Annotated in this window: 15 protein-coding genes; 6 read left to right on the top strand and 9 right to left on the bottom strand. The window is 70.5% G+C overall.

What is annotated here, in order from left to right; all coding sequences use genetic code 11:
• The first annotated feature begins 166 nt into the window (after window positions 1-166).
• Window positions 167-1,399, top strand: coding sequence for a macrolide-inactivating glycosyltransferase (gene mgt / locus KUF83_RS15430; RefSeq protein ID WP_217455244.1), 1,233 nt, complete (start codon window positions 167-169; stop codon window positions 1,397-1,399).
• Window positions 1,400-1,650: 251 nt separating this feature from the next.
• The gene (locus KUF83_RS15425; protein WP_217455243.1) at window positions 1,651-2,706 is read left to right on the top strand and encodes a CDP-alcohol phosphatidyltransferase family protein; all 1,056 of its coding nucleotides are present in this window, start codon (window positions 1,651-1,653) and stop codon (window positions 2,704-2,706) included.
• A gap of 114 nt (window positions 2,707-2,820) precedes the next feature.
• Here KUF83_RS15425 and KUF83_RS15420 read toward each other — a convergent pair whose 3' ends face one another.
• Window positions 2,821-5,100, bottom strand: coding sequence for an MMPL family transporter (locus KUF83_RS15420; RefSeq protein WP_217455242.1), 2,280 nt, complete (start codon window positions 5,098-5,100; stop codon window positions 2,821-2,823).
• Between the two features lie 409 nt (window positions 5,101-5,509).
• On the opposite strand from KUF83_RS15420, the gene KUF83_RS15415 reads away from it, so the two are divergent.
• Window positions 5,510-6,067, top strand: a complete 558-nt coding sequence (locus KUF83_RS15415; protein WP_217455241.1) for a DUF1697 domain-containing protein — start codon at window positions 5,510-5,512, stop codon at window positions 6,065-6,067.
• On the top strand, window positions 6,060-6,455 hold the full coding sequence (locus KUF83_RS15410; RefSeq protein ID WP_217455240.1) for a DUF4440 domain-containing protein: 396 nt from the start codon (window positions 6,060-6,062) through the stop codon (window positions 6,453-6,455). The genes KUF83_RS15415 and KUF83_RS15410 overlap by 8 nt, the downstream gene beginning before the upstream one ends.
• Here the strand turns inward: KUF83_RS15410 and KUF83_RS15405 are convergent.
• Complete coding sequence (locus tag KUF83_RS15405) at window positions 6,427-7,353, bottom strand: transglutaminase domain-containing protein (protein ID WP_217455239.1); 927 nt, start codon at window positions 7,351-7,353, stop codon at window positions 6,427-6,429. The two genes, KUF83_RS15410 and KUF83_RS15405, sit on opposite strands and share 29 nt — an antisense overlap.
• A gap of 164 nt (window positions 7,354-7,517) precedes the next feature.
• On the opposite strand from KUF83_RS15405, the gene KUF83_RS15400 reads away from it, so the two are divergent.
• Window positions 7,518-8,555: a ketopantoate reductase family protein gene (locus tag KUF83_RS15400; RefSeq protein WP_217455238.1), complete on the top strand. Its 1,038-nt coding sequence runs from the start codon at window positions 7,518-7,520 to the stop codon at window positions 8,553-8,555.
• A gap of 10 nt (window positions 8,556-8,565) precedes the next feature.
• On the top strand, window positions 8,566-9,180 hold the full coding sequence (locus KUF83_RS15395) for a TIGR03086 family metal-binding protein (protein ID WP_217455237.1): 615 nt from the start codon (window positions 8,566-8,568) through the stop codon (window positions 9,178-9,180).
• 264 nt (window positions 9,181-9,444) lie between these two features.
• On the opposite strand, the gene KUF83_RS15390 is transcribed toward KUF83_RS15395, so the two are convergent.
• From KUF83_RS15390 to cysC, 7 genes are all read right to left on the bottom strand, one after another.
• Complete coding sequence (locus KUF83_RS15390) at window positions 9,445-10,185, bottom strand: sirohydrochlorin chelatase (protein WP_217455236.1); 741 nt, start codon at window positions 10,183-10,185, stop codon at window positions 9,445-9,447.
• A gap of 6 nt (window positions 10,186-10,191) precedes the next feature.
• Window positions 10,192-11,082: an ABC transporter permease gene (locus KUF83_RS15385; RefSeq protein ID WP_217455235.1), complete on the bottom strand. Its 891-nt coding sequence runs from the start codon at window positions 11,080-11,082 to the stop codon at window positions 10,192-10,194.
• On the bottom strand, window positions 11,069-11,857 hold the full coding sequence (locus KUF83_RS15380; RefSeq protein WP_217455234.1) for an ABC transporter ATP-binding protein: 789 nt from the start codon (window positions 11,855-11,857) through the stop codon (window positions 11,069-11,071). The genes KUF83_RS15385 and KUF83_RS15380 overlap by 14 nt, the downstream gene beginning before the upstream one ends.
• Before the next feature lie 36 nt (window positions 11,858-11,893).
• Window positions 11,894-12,997 carry an ABC transporter substrate-binding protein gene (locus tag KUF83_RS15375; protein WP_217455233.1) on the bottom strand — a complete coding sequence of 368 codons (1,104 nt, stop codon included), beginning with the start codon at window positions 12,995-12,997 and terminating at the stop codon, window positions 11,894-11,896.
• 232 nt (window positions 12,998-13,229) lie between these two features.
• Window positions 13,230-14,585, bottom strand: a complete 1,356-nt coding sequence (locus KUF83_RS15365; protein WP_217455231.1) for a sulfate adenylyltransferase subunit 1 — start codon at window positions 14,583-14,585, stop codon at window positions 13,230-13,232.
• Window positions 14,586-14,587: 2 nt separating this feature from the next.
• On the bottom strand, window positions 14,588-15,529 hold the full coding sequence (cysD, locus tag KUF83_RS15360) for a sulfate adenylyltransferase subunit CysD (protein ID WP_217455230.1): 942 nt from the start codon (window positions 15,527-15,529) through the stop codon (window positions 14,588-14,590).
• Window positions 15,526-16,077 (bottom strand): adenylyl-sulfate kinase, encoded by a 552-nt coding sequence (cysC, locus tag KUF83_RS15355; protein WP_217455248.1) that lies wholly within the window; start codon window positions 16,075-16,077, stop codon window positions 15,526-15,528. Before cysC ends, cysD begins: the two co-directional genes overlap by 4 nt.
• Window positions 16,078-16,112: the final 35 nt, after the last annotated feature.

Here is a 16,112-nt window from a genome sequence, read left to right as displayed (position 1 = left end):
GCGCCCCTTAAAAGATTGCGCCGTTCCCCGCGCCCCTTAAAGGACTGCGCAGTTCCCCGCGCCCCCAAAAGATTGCGCCGTTCCCCGCGGCCCCGGAAGGCCGCGCCGTTCCCCGCGCCCCTGAAATCGGTTGTACGAGACGTCTCGTCTTGTTTATGGTCGGGGTATGACCACCTCACGCCCCACGCACATCGCCATGTTCTCCATCGCCGCCCACGGGCATGTGAACCCGAGCCTCGAGGTGATCCGGGAGCTTGTCGCCCGTGGGCACCGGGTCACGTACGCGATTCCGCCGGTCTTCGCCGACAAGGTCGCGCAGACGGGCGCCGAGCCGAAGCTGTGGAAGTCGATCCTGCCCTCGCCCGACGACGACCCCGACGCCTGGGGAACCACCCCCCTGGACAACGTGGAACCCTTCCTGGAGGACGCCGTCCAGGCACTTCCGCAGCTCATCGAGGCGTACGAGGGTGACGAGCCGGACCTCGTGCTGCACGACATCACCTCGTACCCGGCCCAGGTCCTCGCCCACCGCTGGGGCGTCCCGGCCGTCTCGCTCTCGCCGAACCTCGTCGCCTGGGACGGTTACGAGCAGGAGGTCGCCGAGCCCATGTGGGCGGAGCCGAAGAAGACCGAGCGGGGCAGGGCGTACTACGCCCGCTTCCAGGCCTGGCTCGACGAGAACGGGGTTCCCGAGGACCCCGACTCCTTCGGTGGCCGCCCCGCCCGCTCCCTGGTCCTCATCCCGAAGGCCCTCCAGCCCCACGCGGACCGGGTCGACGAGTCCGTGCACACCTTCGTCGGCGCCTGCCAGGGCGACCGCGCCGCCCAGGGGGAGTGGCGGCGGCCCGCCGGCGCCGAGCGTGTCCTCCTCGTGTCCCTGGGCTCCTCCTTCACCAAGCGGCCCGACTTCTACCGTGCGTGTGTGCGGGCCTTCGGTGACCTGCCGGGCTGGCACTTGGTGCTCCAGATCGGCAAGCACGTCGATGCGGCCGAGCTCGGCAGCATCCCGGACAACGTGGAAGTGCACGACTGGGTACCGCAGCTGTCGGTCCTCAGGCAGGCCGACGCCTTCGTCACCCATGCCGGAGCCGGCGGCAGCCAGGAGGGCATGGCGACCGCCACCCCGATGGTCTGCGTGCCCCAGGCGGTCGACCAGTTCGGCAACGCGGACATGCTCCAGGCGCTCGGCGTCGCCCGCCACCTGCCCATGGAGGAAGCGACGGCCGACACCCTGCGCGAGGCCGTGCTCGCCGTCGCCGACGACCCCGGAATCGCGGAAAGGCTCAGGACGATCCAGGCGGAGATGGCGGCCGAGGGCGGTACATCCCGTGCGGCGGATCTGATCGAGGCGGAAATTCCCCGGGGGCGCGACCGGAGCTCGGAGGGCCGGATCGGGTGACCGTCAGCGAACCCGGAATTCCCGCGAGTCACGGTTGCGCGGGATTGGTGAAGCCATGGCGCACTTTGGATAACGGGACGGTCATTCGGTAACGCTCGGATAACGCGGGATCTGCCCGACCGGGGCATGGACCGGGTTGCAGGGGAAGACCGTTACCCCCCATGGAAGGTTGCACGCGCTCCTTCTTGTTCCTTGCCTGAACACCTTTCTAGCGTGAGGTGAACTCGTTTCGAACTTTGGGAAGTTGACCTATGCGCCGTGACATACCGCCCCTCGCCGAGGTGCGCCGCATCACCGAGAAGAAGCGCGACGCATGGTGGACCGTGCTGCTGGTCGATCCGGTCGCCACCCCGCTGGTGAGGCTGACGGCCAGGTACACGAGGATCACGCCGAACCAGATCACCTGGGGAGCGTTCCTGCTCGGCCTGGTCTCGGCGGCGTGCTTCGCGTTCGGCGACTGGCGGTGGTTGATCGCCGGCGCGTTCGTCTACCACCTGAGCTTCGTCCTCGACTGCATGGACGGGAAGGTCGCCCGCCTCACCGGCCAGGGCTCCGTCTTCGGCGCCTGGCTGGACTTCGTCTTCGACCGCATCCGGGTGGCGGTGTGCGGGGTCGCGCTGATGGCCGGACAGTACGACCGCACCGGCGAGACGATCTACATCTGGCTGGCCGCGGCCGTCGTCGGCCTCGACACACTGCGGTACATCAACGGTCTGGAGATCTTCAAGATCCGCTACACCATGCGGAAGCAGATCAAGGCGCGGGTGCGGGAGGCCCGGCGCGCGGAGAATTCCGCGGAACTCGCCTTCATGGAGGACCTGCTGCGCAACAACCCCGAGGCGGACATCGAACAGGACCTGCGTAAGGCGGCGACACCCCCCGCGGCGGTTTCCGAGGTTGTTTCCGAGGCGGTTTCCGGGTCCGGGCCCGCACCTTCCGCCGAACTCTCCGCCGATGGCCGGCCGGAGACGCAGGAGCAGGCACTGGACCAGGCGCAGGATCAGGCGCAGGCCCGCGTGATCGACCTCCACGAGGAGTTCCGGCACCGCTTCCCGGTCTATCTCCGCGCTCGTTCCTTCCTCCTGCGCCACCGAATCCGTACGCACCTCGTGAGCGGAATCGAATTCCAGATGGGCGTCTTCATCGTCGGCCCGTTGTTCGACGTGGTCATCGAGGCGACCGTGATCTCCGGATCGCTGCTTCTCCTCTTCGAACTCGCCATCATCTACAAGCTGTTGCTCTCCACCCGCGACTTCACCCGCACGATCGACTCCTTCGAGCGCGACGAGGTGGCCACCGCGGCCTGAGCGACCGCGGCGACCGCCGGCGAGCGGCGGGCGGTGCCGAACGCGTGCGGAAACGGCGGCGTGGCCGGGGCTGGTGCCCCGGCCACGCCGCCGCTCGGGATGGTGACGAGGTCGTCAGACGCGGACCTTCTCACCCGCGACCGCCGGCGGCGGAAGGGCGGAGGCGGCTTCGGGCGACTCGTCGTGGCTGAGGTCCGGCAGCCGGTTCAGCCACTTCGGGAAGTACCAGTTGCGCTCGCCGAGGAGGGCCATGACCGCCGGGAGAAGCACACCGCGGATGATCGTCGCGTCGATCAGGACCGCCGCCGCGAGGCCGACGCCCATCTGCTTCATGGACTGCATCGACAGCGTGCCGAAGATCGCGAAGACGGCGACCATGATGACGGCGGCGCTGGTGATGACACCGGCCGTCGTGACCACCCCGTGCTGGATGGCGTCCCGCGTCGTCAGCCCCCGCAGCCGCGCCTCACGGATCCGGGAGACCACGAACACGTGGTAGTCCATCGAGAGCCCGAACAGGATCACGAAGAGGAACAGCGGCAGCCAGGTGATGATGGCGCCCACGCCCTCGGCGCCCACCAGCGACGCGCCCCAGCCGTGCTGGAAGACGGCGACCAGGATGCCGTAGGCGGCCCCGACGGACAGGAGGTTGAGGACGATCGAAGTGATCGCGATCGTCAGCGAGCGGAACGACAGGAGCATCAGCAGGAAGGCGAAGAGCACGACGAAGACGAAGACCGGGGCCACCGCGCTGCCGAGCTGGTCGTTGAAGTCCTTCGAGCCCGCCACCTGACCGGTCACCGGGGCCTCGACCCCGTCGACCTTGCCGAGCGTCGCGGGACGGACCTCGTCGCGGATGATCTCCAGGCTCTTCTCCGCCTTGTCGAGGTTCGAGCCGCCCACCAGCGGTACGTACACGAAGGCGATGTTCTGCGCGTCGTGGACCTTGACCTCGACCGGGCCGCGTGAGGCACCCGAACTGACCGCCTGCTCACGGAAGTCGGCGAGCGCGGACTTCACCTCGGCGGAGTTGATGTCGTCGGCGCTGACGACCACCTCGGCCGGGTCGGAACCGCCGGGGAAGGCCTCGTTCAGCCGGTCGTACGTCGCCACGATCGGCAGCGAGTCGCCGAACTCCTGGTCCAGTGTGAGGTTCTGGGTCTTCATGCCGAGCGCGGGGGCCGCGATGGCCACCAGTGCGCCCGCCGCCACGACCAGCGAGATCGCCGGCTTGGCCAGCACCACGCGCAGCACGCTCGTCCAGAAGCGGCTGCCGTTGTCGGACCCGCCGTTGCCGGAACCGTTCGCGGACTTGCGGCGCTTGTCCGGGTGCAGGAACGGGATGCGGCCCGTCTCGACCCGCTTGCCGAGCAGTGAGAGCACCGCGGGCAGCACCGTCACGGAGCCGACCATGGCGACCGCCACGACCATCAGCGAGGCCAGGCCCATCGCCTTGAAGGTGGCGATCCCGGTGAACAGCATGCCCGCCATCGCCACGCACACCGTGACGCCGGAGACGATGATGGCGCGGCCGCTGGTCGCCGCGGCGATCCGCAGGGCGGTCTCGTGGTCCCGGCCCGCCGCGCGTTCCTCGCGCTCGCGCCGCAGATAGAACAGGCAGTAGTCGACGCCGACCGCAAGGCCCACGAGCAGCATCACGGAACTCGACGTGTCGTCCATCGGCTGGATGTGGCTGACGATCATCATCAGGCCCATGGTGGCCACGATCGCGGTGATCGCGAGCAGCACCGGCACGAGCGCCGCGACCAGCGCGCCGAACGCGACCAGCAGGATGCCGAGGGCCACCGGCACGGCGGAGAACTCGGCCTGCTTGAAGTCGTCGCCGAACGCGTCGTCGAACGTCTTGTTCATACTGGCGCCGCCGATCTCCTCGATCCGCAGCGCCTCATGGTCCTTCTGGACCTCCTCGACGGCCTTCAGCACGGGCTCCACCCGCTCGCCCGCCGTGTCCGCGTCGCCGCGCATGTCGAACTGCACCAGCGCGCTGCGGCCGTCCTTGGAGATCGTCTCCGTCTCGTACGGCGAGGTCACGGCGGTCACCTTGCCGGTGGCCTCGACCGCCTTCATCACGGCGTCGACGGCGGCACGGAACTCCGTGTCGGTCGCCTTGAGGCCGGTGTCCCTGCCCTGGAGGAGCACGGACTCCCCGGCCGGCTCGTCGATCCCCGCCTTCTCCGCGATGGCCGCGGCCTGGCTCGTCTCTCCCGTGAGCTGCTCGCTGTCCTTGAGCTCGACCGTGCCCGCCGCCGAGCCGAGCCCCATCGCCAGAACGACGAACAGCACCCAGATCCCGACGGCCGCCCAGCGGTGCCGGACGCTCCAGCCGCCGGCCCGGGCTGCTATGCCCCGTACCCGCGTGTCTCCGTTCCCCATGACGGGCTTGCCCCCTCGTGTTCGGCCCCGGCCCCCTGCCGGCACCTTCAGTTACGAAGGTATGGCGCGGATAAGGACCTCTCGTCGTGCTGCCCGGTGAGGTGTGGGGCGCCCGGCTCCTCCCCTCGGACCCCGCGGCATCAGCACTGAGGAGGATGAAAGCCCCTTACATGTAAAGCCCGGTCTTGGGGGTGGCGGTCAGGGGTGTCCGATCTGTCGGCGCGGATCCCGTTTGTTATTACGAAAGCTTGTTGAACAAGTCACAGCTGTGCGCGGGTGTTGATTCCACGGGCGCCGATCAGTCATGGTTTCGAGCCAACCGGCCGGTTACCGGCGTCGCCCGGCGGTCGGTGCCGGCGGCCGTCGTGCCCACCCCCACGGGGCGCGAAGGCCGCCTTATGGTGTGCGGATGACTGCGGGAACGACGACGTACGCGGCGCTGCTGCGCGGGATCAACGTGGGTGGCAGCCGGAAGGTGCCGATGGCCGAGCTGCGCACGCTCCTGGAAGGCCTCGGGCACGGGGACGTGCGCACGTACCTCCAGAGCGGGAACGCGGTGTTCTCCAGCGACCACGGCGACGAGGACTCGCTCGCCGGCGAGCTGTCGCGGGCGCTGGCCGAGCACTTCGGGTTCACGGTCGACGTGCTGGTGCGCGACCACGCGTACCTGCGGGCCGTCCTCGACGCCTGCCCGTTCCCGGCCGCCGAACTGGAGGCCAAACAACTGCACGCCACGTACCTCTCGGCGCGGGCCGACCCCGAGCGGTTCGCGCCGATCGACCAACAGGCCTTCCTGCCCGAGGAGTTCCGGCTCGGCGACCGCGTGGTGTATCTGTACGCCCCGGACGGGCTCGGCCGGTCCAGGCTGGCGGAGAGCCTCGCGAAGCCCCGGCTGACGAAGGGGCTCGTCGCCACCACGCGCAACTGGAACACCGTCGTCAAACTCGTGGAGCTGACCGGTGACTGACCACGACCCCGCGGTCGAAGCGGCCATCAAGGGCGAACTGCGCCTCCTCGACCCGGAGACCAGACGTTCACCCGCACGCGTCGGCGCGCTGCTGCACCCCGGGTTCCACGAGTTCGGCGTCTCCGGCCGGCACTGGGACCGTGCCGCGATCATCGACGACCTCGCCACGACGGCCGAGCCGGGGTCCACCCCCGCCGTCGCCTCCCGGATGGAGGGCGTCCGCCTCTCCCGGGACGTCGTCCACCTCACCTTCGACACGGAGAGCAACGGCCGTCACGCACACCGGAGTTCACTGTGGCGGAGGTCGGACGGGGAAGCCGGCGAGGCGTGGCTTCTGTACTTCCACCAGGGGACGCCGTTCAGCCCCGAGGACTCCCGGGAAGGCTGACCTTCCGGACGCCGAGGTACGTCGTGTGCGAAGTGATCTCGGCCGGGACGGCGAGACGGGGATCCGCGTACAGGCGCCGGATCTCCGAGGCCGACACGGTCGCCGTGGCCGAAACCGGGGCCGAAGCTGTGGTCGCCACGGCGGCCGTGACCCCGGCGGCCTCGTCGAGCAGCGCGAGATCGTCCACGGTCACCTCCGCCTCGTCCTTCGCCGCCAGACCCCACGCGTCCCATGGCAGCACCTCCACCCCGTTGAGGGCCGCGAGGTCGCGTACGACGTTGCCGCGCACGAACCACAGCCCCCGCAGGTGCTCCTCGGGCAGGGCGATCCCGAAGGTGTCCGGATCCGCGTCGCCCGCCCGGCAGGCCAGCCAGCCCGCACCGGCGACGAGGAACCGGTCCCGAGGGACGTCCAGCGGATCGAAGGGCACGTCGTACGCCCCGTCGGCGACCTGGGCGTCGGCGAGCCGCCAACCCCCGTCCCGAGGACGGTATTCGGTGACCCAGTGGTCCTCGTGGAACGACCCGTCGCCGAAGTACGTGGCGAAGCCGCACCGCACCCGGGCGGCCGTGCCAGTCGCCCGCAGGAACGCGCAGAGCAGCAGGGCGAAGTCCCGGCACGTGCCGGCGAACCGCTCGCCGAGCTCCCGGTGCACGGTGAGCGGCGCCGGCCCGCGCTCGCGCAGAACACGCAGTATCCCGCCGACGTACCGGGCCTCGGCGTCCTCGCGCCGCCGTTCCTCGGGCACGGCGTACCCGAAGCGCCCGCCCTCCTCCCGGTGGATGAGCAAGTTCCGCACGAGGACGGCCAGCTCACGCGGACCGGCGGGCAGATCGGCCGGTACGGCACCGGGGTCGCTGTACCGGCTCTGCCGGAGAGGGAAGTCGTAGGAGTCCATGCCCGGGAGCCTCGGCCCTGCCCCAGGGACAAGGTCAACCCATGGCGCGGAGACGGGCCTTGACCCGCTGCCGGGGGGCGGCGCCCGGGAGGCCGCGCCGGGCGGACGTGAGCCGGCCCGGTACCTCCGAGGGGCCTGCCGCACGACTGTGGCAGGCTCGGGGCATGCGCTACATCATCATCGGAGCGGGCGCCGTGGGCGGCGCCGTCGGCGGACGTCTCGCCGAGTCGGGACACGACGTGGTACTCGTCGCGCGCGGCGCGCAGTACGAGGCACTGCGGGAGCGGGGACTGCGCCTCGTGACGCCCGACGGGCCGCGGACCCACCGGGTGCCCACCGTCGACGGGCCGGAGCCCCTCGGTGAACTGCGCGCCGACGACGTCCTCGTGCTCGCCGTCAAGACACAGGACAGCGGGGCGGCGCTGGAGGCCTGGGGTCCCGTACCCGTGGCGGGCGGCGGCACGGCGGCCGAGCGGCTGCCGCTGGTCTGCGCGCAGAACGGGGTGGAGAGCCAGCGGCTCGCGCTGCGCCGCTTCCGACGGGTGTACGGAATGTGCGTGTGGCTGCCCGCCACCTTCGTCGAGCCGGGCGTGGTGTCGGCGGCAGGCACGCCCCTGACCGGCATCCTGCACCTCGGGCGCTTTCCGCACGGCACGGACGACACCGCGCGGGCCATCGCCGCCGACCTCGCGGCGTCCCGCTTCGAGGCGCCGGTCGTGGCCGACGTGACGCGCTGGCAGTACGCCAAGCTGCTCGCCAACCTCGCCAACGCGATCGAGGCCGTCAGCGGGGTGATGGACAGCGAGGAGGCCCTCGCGCTCAACGGCCGCGTGCGCGCGGAGGGCGAGGCCGTGCTCACCGCCGCGGGCATCGCCCACACCTCGAAGGAGGAGCAGAAGGAGGCCCGCGCCGACAAGATGCGCCTCGTACCCCTCGACGGCGTGGAGCGCGGGGCCGGGTCGTCCTGGCAGTCGCTCGACCGGGGCACCGGCACCATCGAGGCCGACTACCTCAACGGGGAGATCGCCCTGCTGGGCCGGCTGCACGGCGTGCCGACCCCGCTCAACGACCTGCTGCAACGGCTCGCGAACGACTTCGCACGGCAACGGCGGGCGGCGGGTTCGCTGCCCGTGGCCGAGCTGGTCGAGCTGGCCGACGAGGCTGTCGCGTTTGTTCAAGAAGGCACCCGGCGGCGTCCCTAGCGTGGAGCGCATGAACAAGCAGCAAGCGCCCTACACACTGGTCACCCTGCACCCGGTCATGGCGGAATGCGCGGCCGAGGCGGCCCGTGTCGCCCGTGGGGTCGCGGCCGAGCGGCTCGCCGACCCCACGCACTGCCCGGACTGGGACGTCCGGGACCTGGTCAACCACTGGGTCCTCTACACCTCCCACGGGCTGGAGCACCGGGCGCTGCGCAAGCCGCTCCCGGACGACCTCACCTCCCGTGACTTCACCGCCGACCCCGGCTGGGCGTCGGCGTACGCCGCGCAGCTCGACCGGGCCGTCGCGGCATGGTCGGATCCGGCGGCGTGGGAGGGGGAGGTGGATCTCGGCGGGGGATCCCTGCCGGCCGGCGAGCTCGCCTCCATGGTCGTGAAGGAGATGGCGGTGCACGGCTGGGACGTGGCCGTCACCACCGGTCAGGAGTACCGGATCTCCGACGCGGCCGCGCGGGTGGTCCTCGATGTCGTCGTCACGCACGGCGATCTGTACCGGCAGTACGACGGCTTCGCGGCTGCCGTGCCGGTGGCCGACGACGCGCCGGTCCTCGACCGTGCGCTCGCCCTCAGCGGCCGGACTCCGCGCGCCGCCGGGTCCCCGGGCTGAGGCGAACATTCCCGCCCCGCCGATACGCCGGAAGACTGGAAGCCGGGTCCGGCCGAGGACGGAAAACCCACCTCGGCCGAGGACGGAAAACCCAGCCCGGCCGAGGACGGAACGCTCAGCCCGGCTGAGGGCGGGAAGCCCAGCCCGGCTGAGGGCGGAAAACCCACCTCGGCCGAGGACGGAAAACCCGGCCCGGCCGAGGACGGAACGCTCAGCGCGGCCGAGGACGGGAAGCCCAGCGCGGCCGAGGGCGGGAGGAAGAACTCAGGCGCCGACGGCGGCGGTCAGCGCCGGGGCTCCGGCCTCGTCGTAGCGGGAGAGCAGCACCCGTGCCACCTCGGGCGCCGCCCCGAGCACGTCCGCGAGGACGTCCGCCTCGGCGGCCCCGCGCGCGATCCGGTCCGGCAGAAAGCCGGGAGCGAGGACGTACGGGGCGACCGCCACCCGTGCACAGCCCAGCGAGCGCAGCTCCCGTACCGCGTCCTCCGTCCGGGGAAGGGATGCGGAGGCGAACGCAGGCCGCACGGCGCACCAACCGGTACGCCGCCACTCCCGCGCGATTTCTGCGATCACTGCGATCGCCTCCGGGTCGGTGGACCCCGCCGAGGCCAGTACGACCCCGGTCGAGGACTTGTCGGCGGGCGACAACCCCGCCTCGTACAGCCGCCGTTCGAGCGCGGCCGTCAGCAGCGGCGACGGGCCGAGCACCTCGGCCTGCCGGATCCGCAGCCGGGCGGGTGCCTCGTGCAGCACCGCCGGGATGTCCGCCTTGGCGTGGAAGGCACGGGTCAGCAGCAGGGGAAGCGCCACCACGTCCCGTACGCCCTGTGCCGCCAGCGACTTCAACACCGCCGGAACCGAAGGGAGGTTGAAGTCCAGGAAGCCGGTCTCCACGCGCAGCCCGGGCCGCCGCGCCCGCACCCGGCGTACCAGGGCGTGCACGGTCGCGGCATGGCGCGGATCGCGGCTGCCGTGGGCGATGACGAGAAGGACCGGTCCTGGCATGGGAGTTCAGCTCTTCACGAGGAGACCGCGGCTGCGCAGGACCCACCGCTCCAGCGGGCTGAAGATCAGCAGGTCGATGGCGATACCGACGATCAGGATGAGGAGGATGGCGAGGAACACCATGGGCATGCTGTTCGCCGTGCGGCCGTTCTCCAGCAGCTGTCCCAGGCCGACGCCCAGGTCGGGCGAGGACGCGATGATCTCGGCGGCCATCAGCGAGCGCCACGAGAACGCCCAGCCCTGCTTCAGGCCCGCGAGATAGCCGGGCAGAGCGGCCGGAACCACGATGTGCCACGTGCCGCGCAGGCCCGTCGCACCCATCGTGCGGCCCGCCCGCAGGAACAGCGGCGGCACCTGGTCGACACCGGAGACGAGCCCGTTGGCGATGGACGGGACCGCGCCGAGCAGGATGACGGCGTACATCATCGAGTCGTTCAGCCCGAGCCACAGGACCGCCGGCGGCACCCACGCCACCGACGGCAGGGACTGGAGTCCGGAGAGGATCGGGCCGATGGCCGCGCGCACGAACTTCACCCGGGCGACCAGCAGCCCCAGGGGCGTGCCGATGGCGAGCGCCATCAGGAAGCCCATCAGGCCACGGGAGACGCTGGTCCAGATGTACTCGAGGAGCGTTCCCTCCAGCCATGCTTCCCGGACCTCGTCCCAGACGGCGGAGGGAGCCGGCAGCTTGTAGCTGTCGGTGACCTTCGCCCACACCAGGACCTGCCAGACGACCAGGACCAGCGCCACGGCGACGATCGGGGGGAAGATCTTCTCCACGAACGTCCTGCGGAACGGAGTACGCTGGGTCTGGACCGTCTCCAGGGCGTCGAGACCCGCTTCGAGTCCGGCGAGATCGCTGCCGTCCTTGACGGTGCTCGTCTCAGTGCTGGCCATGACGGCGGATCTCCCCACGCAGTTGTTCGGTGATCTCGACGGACAGTTCCGCGACCGCGGAGTCCTCGATGCGGCGCGGCTGAGGGATGTCGACCGCCCACTCCCGCGCGATACGTCCCGGGCGGGAGGACAGCAGCACCACGCGCTCGGCGAGCCGCACCGCCTCACGCACGTTGTGCGTCACGAACAGCACCGACACGTTCGTCTCGCGCCAGATGCGCGTCAGTTCGTCGTGCAGCACGTCACGCGTGATGGCGTCGAGAGCGGCGAACGGCTCGTCCATCAGCAGCAGCTTGCTGTCCTGCGCGAGCGCCCGCGCCAGCGCGACCCGCTGGCGCATACCGCCGGACAGCTCGTGCACCCGCTTGCCGTACGCGCCCTTCAGCCGGACGAGCTCCAGGAGCTCTTCCGCCTTCTCGCGGCGCTCGGCCTTCGGCACGCCCCGCAGTTTCAGGGCGAGTTCGATGTTCTTGCCCGCGGTCAGCCACGGGAAGAGGGCGTGCTCCTGGAACATCAGGGCCGGACGGCCGTCGGTGCTGATGCCGCCCGCGGACGGCTTGTCGAGCCCGGCGACCAGGTTGAGCAGGGTCGACTTGCCACACCCGGAGGCTCCCAGGAGGGTGACGAACTCGCCGGGCGCGACATCGAGCGTGATGTCGTCCAGGACGAGCTGCTGCCCGGCCGGGCCGGCGAAGGACTTCGAGACGTGCTCGATGCGGGCGGCGTACTCCACCGACGTACCGGCGTCGGCGGCCTTGGCGAGGGCTGTTGCCATGGTCGTCACCTCCTGGGAACTCATGGGTGTCCGGGCTTACTTGACGCCGAGACCGGCGTCGTCGACCGTGCTCTTGCCCTCGGCCTTGAGGACCTTGTTCAGCGGCCCGAGATCGTAGATGCCGTCCAGCTTCGGCTTTTCCAGCAGGCCCGCCTTCACCGCGTGCTCGGCCTCGGTGTTGAGGGTCGAGGCCAGCGGGTCGTCGATGAACTGGATCGACTTCCACGCGGGGTCGAGCACGTTGGCGGGCAGCGCCTTGTCGGTCAGCTGCTCGAGCTTGGTGTTGGCGGCGGCCTTCGCCTTGTCGGGGTTGGCGTTGATCCACGCGTTGGTCTTCACCGAGCCGCGCAGCACGGCCTCGACGACGTCCGGGTGCTCCTTGAGGAACTTCTGCGACACGATGATGTTCGTGATCACGAACTTCTTGTCCGGCCACAGGTCGGCCTCGTCGAGCAGCACCTTGCCGCCCTCCGCGACCAGCTTGGAAGCGGTCGGCTCAGGCACCCAGGCACCGTCGATGGAGCCCGACTTGTAGGCGTCCGGCGTGATCTTGTTGTCCGTGCGGACGACGGACACGTCGCCCTTGCCGCTCTCCGCCTGGACCTTCCAGCCCTGCTCGGAGATCCAGTTGAGGAACGCCACGTCCTGCGTGTTGCCCAGCTGCGGGGTGGCGATCTTCTTGCCCTTGACGTCCTTGAGGGACTTGATCTTCTTCGGGTTGACCACGAGCTTCACACCGCCGGAGGCGGAGCCGCTGATGATCCGCAGGCCCTTGCCGTCGGTGGTGGAGTAGCCGTTGATGGCGGGGGAGGGGCCGATCCAGCCGATGTCGATCGAACCGGAGTTGAGCGCCTCGATCTCCGACGGACCCGCGTTGAACTGGGAGTAGGTGGCCTTCGTGCCCCCCAGCTCCTTCTGCAGCAGCCCCTCCTGGTCGCCCACGAGCGCGGTGGCGTGCGTCAGGTTCGGGAAGTAGCCGATCCGGACGGTGTCGGCGGAGAGCTTCTTGCCCTCGGCGGCGACCTTCGAGGTGTCGTCCTTGGCGTCGGAGCCGTAGCCGCAGGCGGCGAGGGTCAGGAGAGGCAGCGCGGCGATGGCCGCCAAGGTGCGCCGGGAGGCGGTGGATCGGCTGGCAGGCACGGGAGGGGTTCCTCTCGTCGGCCCGGCGGTCACGCCTTCTTCAGGTCGTGGCCGGGAGGTCGGCAGGTCTTCGTCGTATCCGCGACGGCGGGCGGGGGGACGGGGCGCGCAGGCAGTGCGCGTACGTCAGCACGCACATCGCGCGACTCCGCCCTGCCCGCTGCCGAGGGCGCCGCTGCCGACGCGGCCGCCCTCCTTCGCGAACGTGGAGTAGAAGTCGGAGGAGGTCATGTCAGAAGTCCCACCCGTCGTCGTCCGCCTCGGCCTTGACCGGCTCCGGAGAGGCGAAGGACTCACCGACCATGCCCGCGGTGAGCGTGGTGCCGTCGGAGGGGTCGATCAGGATGAACGAACCGGTGCGCCGGGAGTCGGCGTACGAGTCCACCGGCAGCGGCTCGGCGGTACGGATCTTGACGCGGCCGATGTCGTTGGCGACCAGGTGCCCCGGGTGCGGGTGCAGGGACAGGTCGTCGAGGGTCAGCCGCGAGGGAATGTCCTTGACGATCGCCTTGACCGTGCGCGTGCCGTGCTTGAGCAGCACACGGTGGCCGATGGTCAGCGGCGCGTCGGCGACGTGGCAGACGGTCGCCTCGATGTCCTGCGTGGTCGCGGGCGCGTCCTTGCTCGGCACGATCAGGTCACCGCGCGAGATGTCGATGTCGTCCTCCAGGAGGACCGTCACCGACTGCGTCGTCCAGGCCAGGTCGACCGACTCACCCAGCAGGTCGATCTTGGCGATGCGGGACGCGCGGCCGGAGGGCAGCACGGTGACCGGCTCGCCGACGTGGAACGCGCCGGCCGCGATCTGGCCCGCGTACCCGCGGTAGTCCGGGTGCTCGGCGGTCTGCGGACGGATCACGTACTGCACGGGCAGCCGCGCGTGGCAGGTCGCGAGGTCGTGGCTGACCGGGAGGGTCTCCAGGTGCTCCAGGAAGGTCGGGCCGCCGTACCAGTCCATGTTCGCCGACGGGTCCACGACGTTGTCCCCGGCGAGCGCGGAGATGGGGATCGCGGTGATCTCGGGGACGCCCAGTTCGGAGGCGTACGCCGTGAACTCCTCGGCGATCGCCGCGAAGACGGGCTCCTGGTAGTCGACGAGGTCCATCTTGTTGACGGCCAGCACCACGTGCGGGACGCGCAGGAGCGCGGCGATGGCGGCGTGCCGTCGGGTCTGCTCGACGACACCGTTGCGGGCGTCCACGAGGACCACCGTCAGCTCGGCCGTGGAGGCACCCGTCACCATGTTGCGGGTGTACTGCACGTGTCCGGGCGTGTCGGCGAGGATGAACCGGCGCTTGGCCGTGGCGAAGTAGCGGTACGCCACGTCGATGGTGATGCCCTGCTCGCGCTCGGCGCGCAGGCCGTCGGTGAGTAGCGCGAGGTCCGGGGTGTCCTGACCGCGGCCCAGCGACGCGCGCTCCACGGCCTCCAGCTGGTCGGTGAGGACCGACTTGGAGTCGTGCAGCAGACGGCCGACGAGTGTCGACTTGCCGTCGTCGACGGAACCGGCGGTCGCGAAGCGCAGCAGGGTCGTCGAGGACAACTGCTCGACCGACAGCGGCTCGGTGGGTTCGGTGGTGCTGGTCATCTCTAGAAGTACCCCTCGCGCTTGCGGTCTTCCATCGCGGCCTCTGACACCTTGTCGTCGGCGCGGGTGGCGCCCCGCTCGGTGAGCCGGGAGGCGGCGATCTCGGTGATCACGGCGTCCAGCGTGGTGGCGTCCGAGTCGACGGCGCCCGTGCAGGACATGTCGCCCACGGTCCGGTAGCGGACGAGGCGGGTCTCGACCGACTCGCTCCCCTTCGGGCCGCCCCACTCGCCGGCCGTCAGCCACATGCCGGCACGCTGGAACACCTCACGCTCGTGCGCGAAGTAGATCTCCGGGAGCTCGATGCCCTCGCGGGCGATGTACTGCCACACGTCCAGCTCGGTCCAGTTGGACAGCGGGAACACCCGGACGTGCTCGCCGGGCGCGTGCCGGCCGTTGTAGAGGTTCCACAGCTCGGGCCGCTGACGGCGCGGGTCCCACTGCGAGAACTCGTCCCGCAGCGAGAACACCCGCTCCTTGGCCCGGGCCTTCTCCTCGTCCCGGCGCCCGCCGCCGAACACCGCGTCGAACCGCTCGGCCTGGATCTTCTCCGTGAGCGGCACCGTCTGCAGCGGGTTGCGGGTGCCGTCCGGGCGCTCCTTGAGGGCGCCGCGGTCGATGTACTCCTGCACGGAGGCCACGTGCAGCCGCAGCCCGTGCTTCTTCACCGTGCGGTCGCGGTACTCCAGGACCTCCGGGAAGTTGTGCCCGGTGTCGACGTGCAGCAGCGAGAAGGGCACCGCCGCCGGGGCGAACGCCTTCAGCGCCAGGTGCAGCATGACGATGGAGTCCTTGCCGCCGGAGAAGAGGATCACCGGCCGCTCGAACTCGCCCGCCACCTCGCGGAAGATGTGCACCGCCTCGGACTCCAGAGCGTCCAGGTGGCTGAGCGCGTACGGGCTGCCGGTCTCCCCGGAGGAGACGCCTGCGACGGTCGTCGTCATGCGAGACCCCTCTCTGCGAGCAGCGCGTGCAGCGCCGCCGCGGACTCCTGCACGGACTGGGTGTGCGACTCGATGCGCAGGTCGGGCGACTCGGGCTCCTCGTAGGGGTCGTCGACCCCGGTGAGCCCCGAGATCTCGCCCGCCGCCTGCTTGGCGTACAGGCCCTTCACGTCCCGCTCGCTGCACACCTCGACGGGCGTCGCGACATGCACCTCGATGTACGCCGCGCCGCTCTTGTGGTGGAGCTCCCGGACCGCCTCACGGCTGTCCGCGTAGGGAGCGATCACCGGGACGAGCGTCTTGACGCCGTTGCGGGCCAGGAGGTCGGCGACGAAGCCGATGCGCGAGACGTTCGTGTGCCGGTCCTCGCGGCTGAAGCCGAGGCCCGCCGTCAGGAACGTACGGATCTCGTCGCCGTCGAGCACCTCGACGCGGTGGCCCTCCTCGCGCAGCCGTCCTGCCAGCTCGTACGCGATGGTGGTCTTGCCGGCGCTCGGCAGACCCGTGAGCCAGATGGTGGCTCCGGTCACTTGGTTCTCCTGGTTCATCGAAGTCGGCGAGCTCGTCGGGTTCGTCGCGGTCG

It is taken from the genome of Streptomyces sp. BV286 (assembly GCF_019090165.1).
In the GTDB taxonomy this organism is placed as follows: Bacteria; Actinomycetota; Actinomycetes; order Streptomycetales; family Streptomycetaceae; genus Streptomyces.
The sequence above is the reverse complement of the archived record's forward strand: the minus strand, read 5'-3'. Positions and strand labels throughout refer to the sequence as shown.

Coding starts and splice junctions, on each gene's coding strand:
- mgt (WP_217455244.1), top strand. CDS start 167: ATGACCACCTCACGCCCCACGCACATCGCCATGTTCTCCATCGCCGCC.
- KUF83_RS15425 (WP_217455243.1), top strand. CDS start 1,651: ATGCGCCGTGACATACCGCCCCTCGCCGAGGTGCGCCGCATCACCGAG.
- KUF83_RS15420 (WP_217455242.1), bottom strand. CDS start 5,100: ATGGGGAACGGAGACACGCGGGTACGGGGCATAGCAGCCCGGGCCGGC.
- KUF83_RS15415 (WP_217455241.1), top strand. CDS start 5,510: ATGACTGCGGGAACGACGACGTACGCGGCGCTGCTGCGCGGGATCAAC.
- KUF83_RS15405 (WP_217455239.1), bottom strand. CDS start 7,353: ATGGACTCCTACGACTTCCCTCTCCGGCAGAGCCGGTACAGCGACCCC.
- KUF83_RS15400 (WP_217455238.1), top strand. CDS start 7,518: ATGCGCTACATCATCATCGGAGCGGGCGCCGTGGGCGGCGCCGTCGGC.
- KUF83_RS15395 (WP_217455237.1), top strand. CDS start 8,566: ATGAACAAGCAGCAAGCGCCCTACACACTGGTCACCCTGCACCCGGTC.
- KUF83_RS15390 (WP_217455236.1), bottom strand. CDS start 10,185: ATGCCAGGACCGGTCCTTCTCGTCATCGCCCACGGCAGCCGCGATCCG.
- KUF83_RS15385 (WP_217455235.1), bottom strand. CDS start 11,082: ATGGCCAGCACTGAGACGAGCACCGTCAAGGACGGCAGCGATCTCGCC.
- KUF83_RS15380 (WP_217455234.1), bottom strand. CDS start 11,857: ATGGCAACAGCCCTCGCCAAGGCCGCCGACGCCGGTACGTCGGTGGAG.
- KUF83_RS15365 (WP_217455231.1), bottom strand. CDS start 14,585: ATGACCAGCACCACCGAACCCACCGAGCCGCTGTCGGTCGAGCAGTTG.
- cysD (WP_217455230.1), bottom strand. CDS start 15,529: ATGACGACGACCGTCGCAGGCGTCTCCTCCGGGGAGACCGGCAGCCCG.
- cysC (WP_217455248.1), bottom strand. CDS start 16,077: ATGAACCAGGAGAACCAAGTGACCGGAGCCACCATCTGGCTCACGGGT.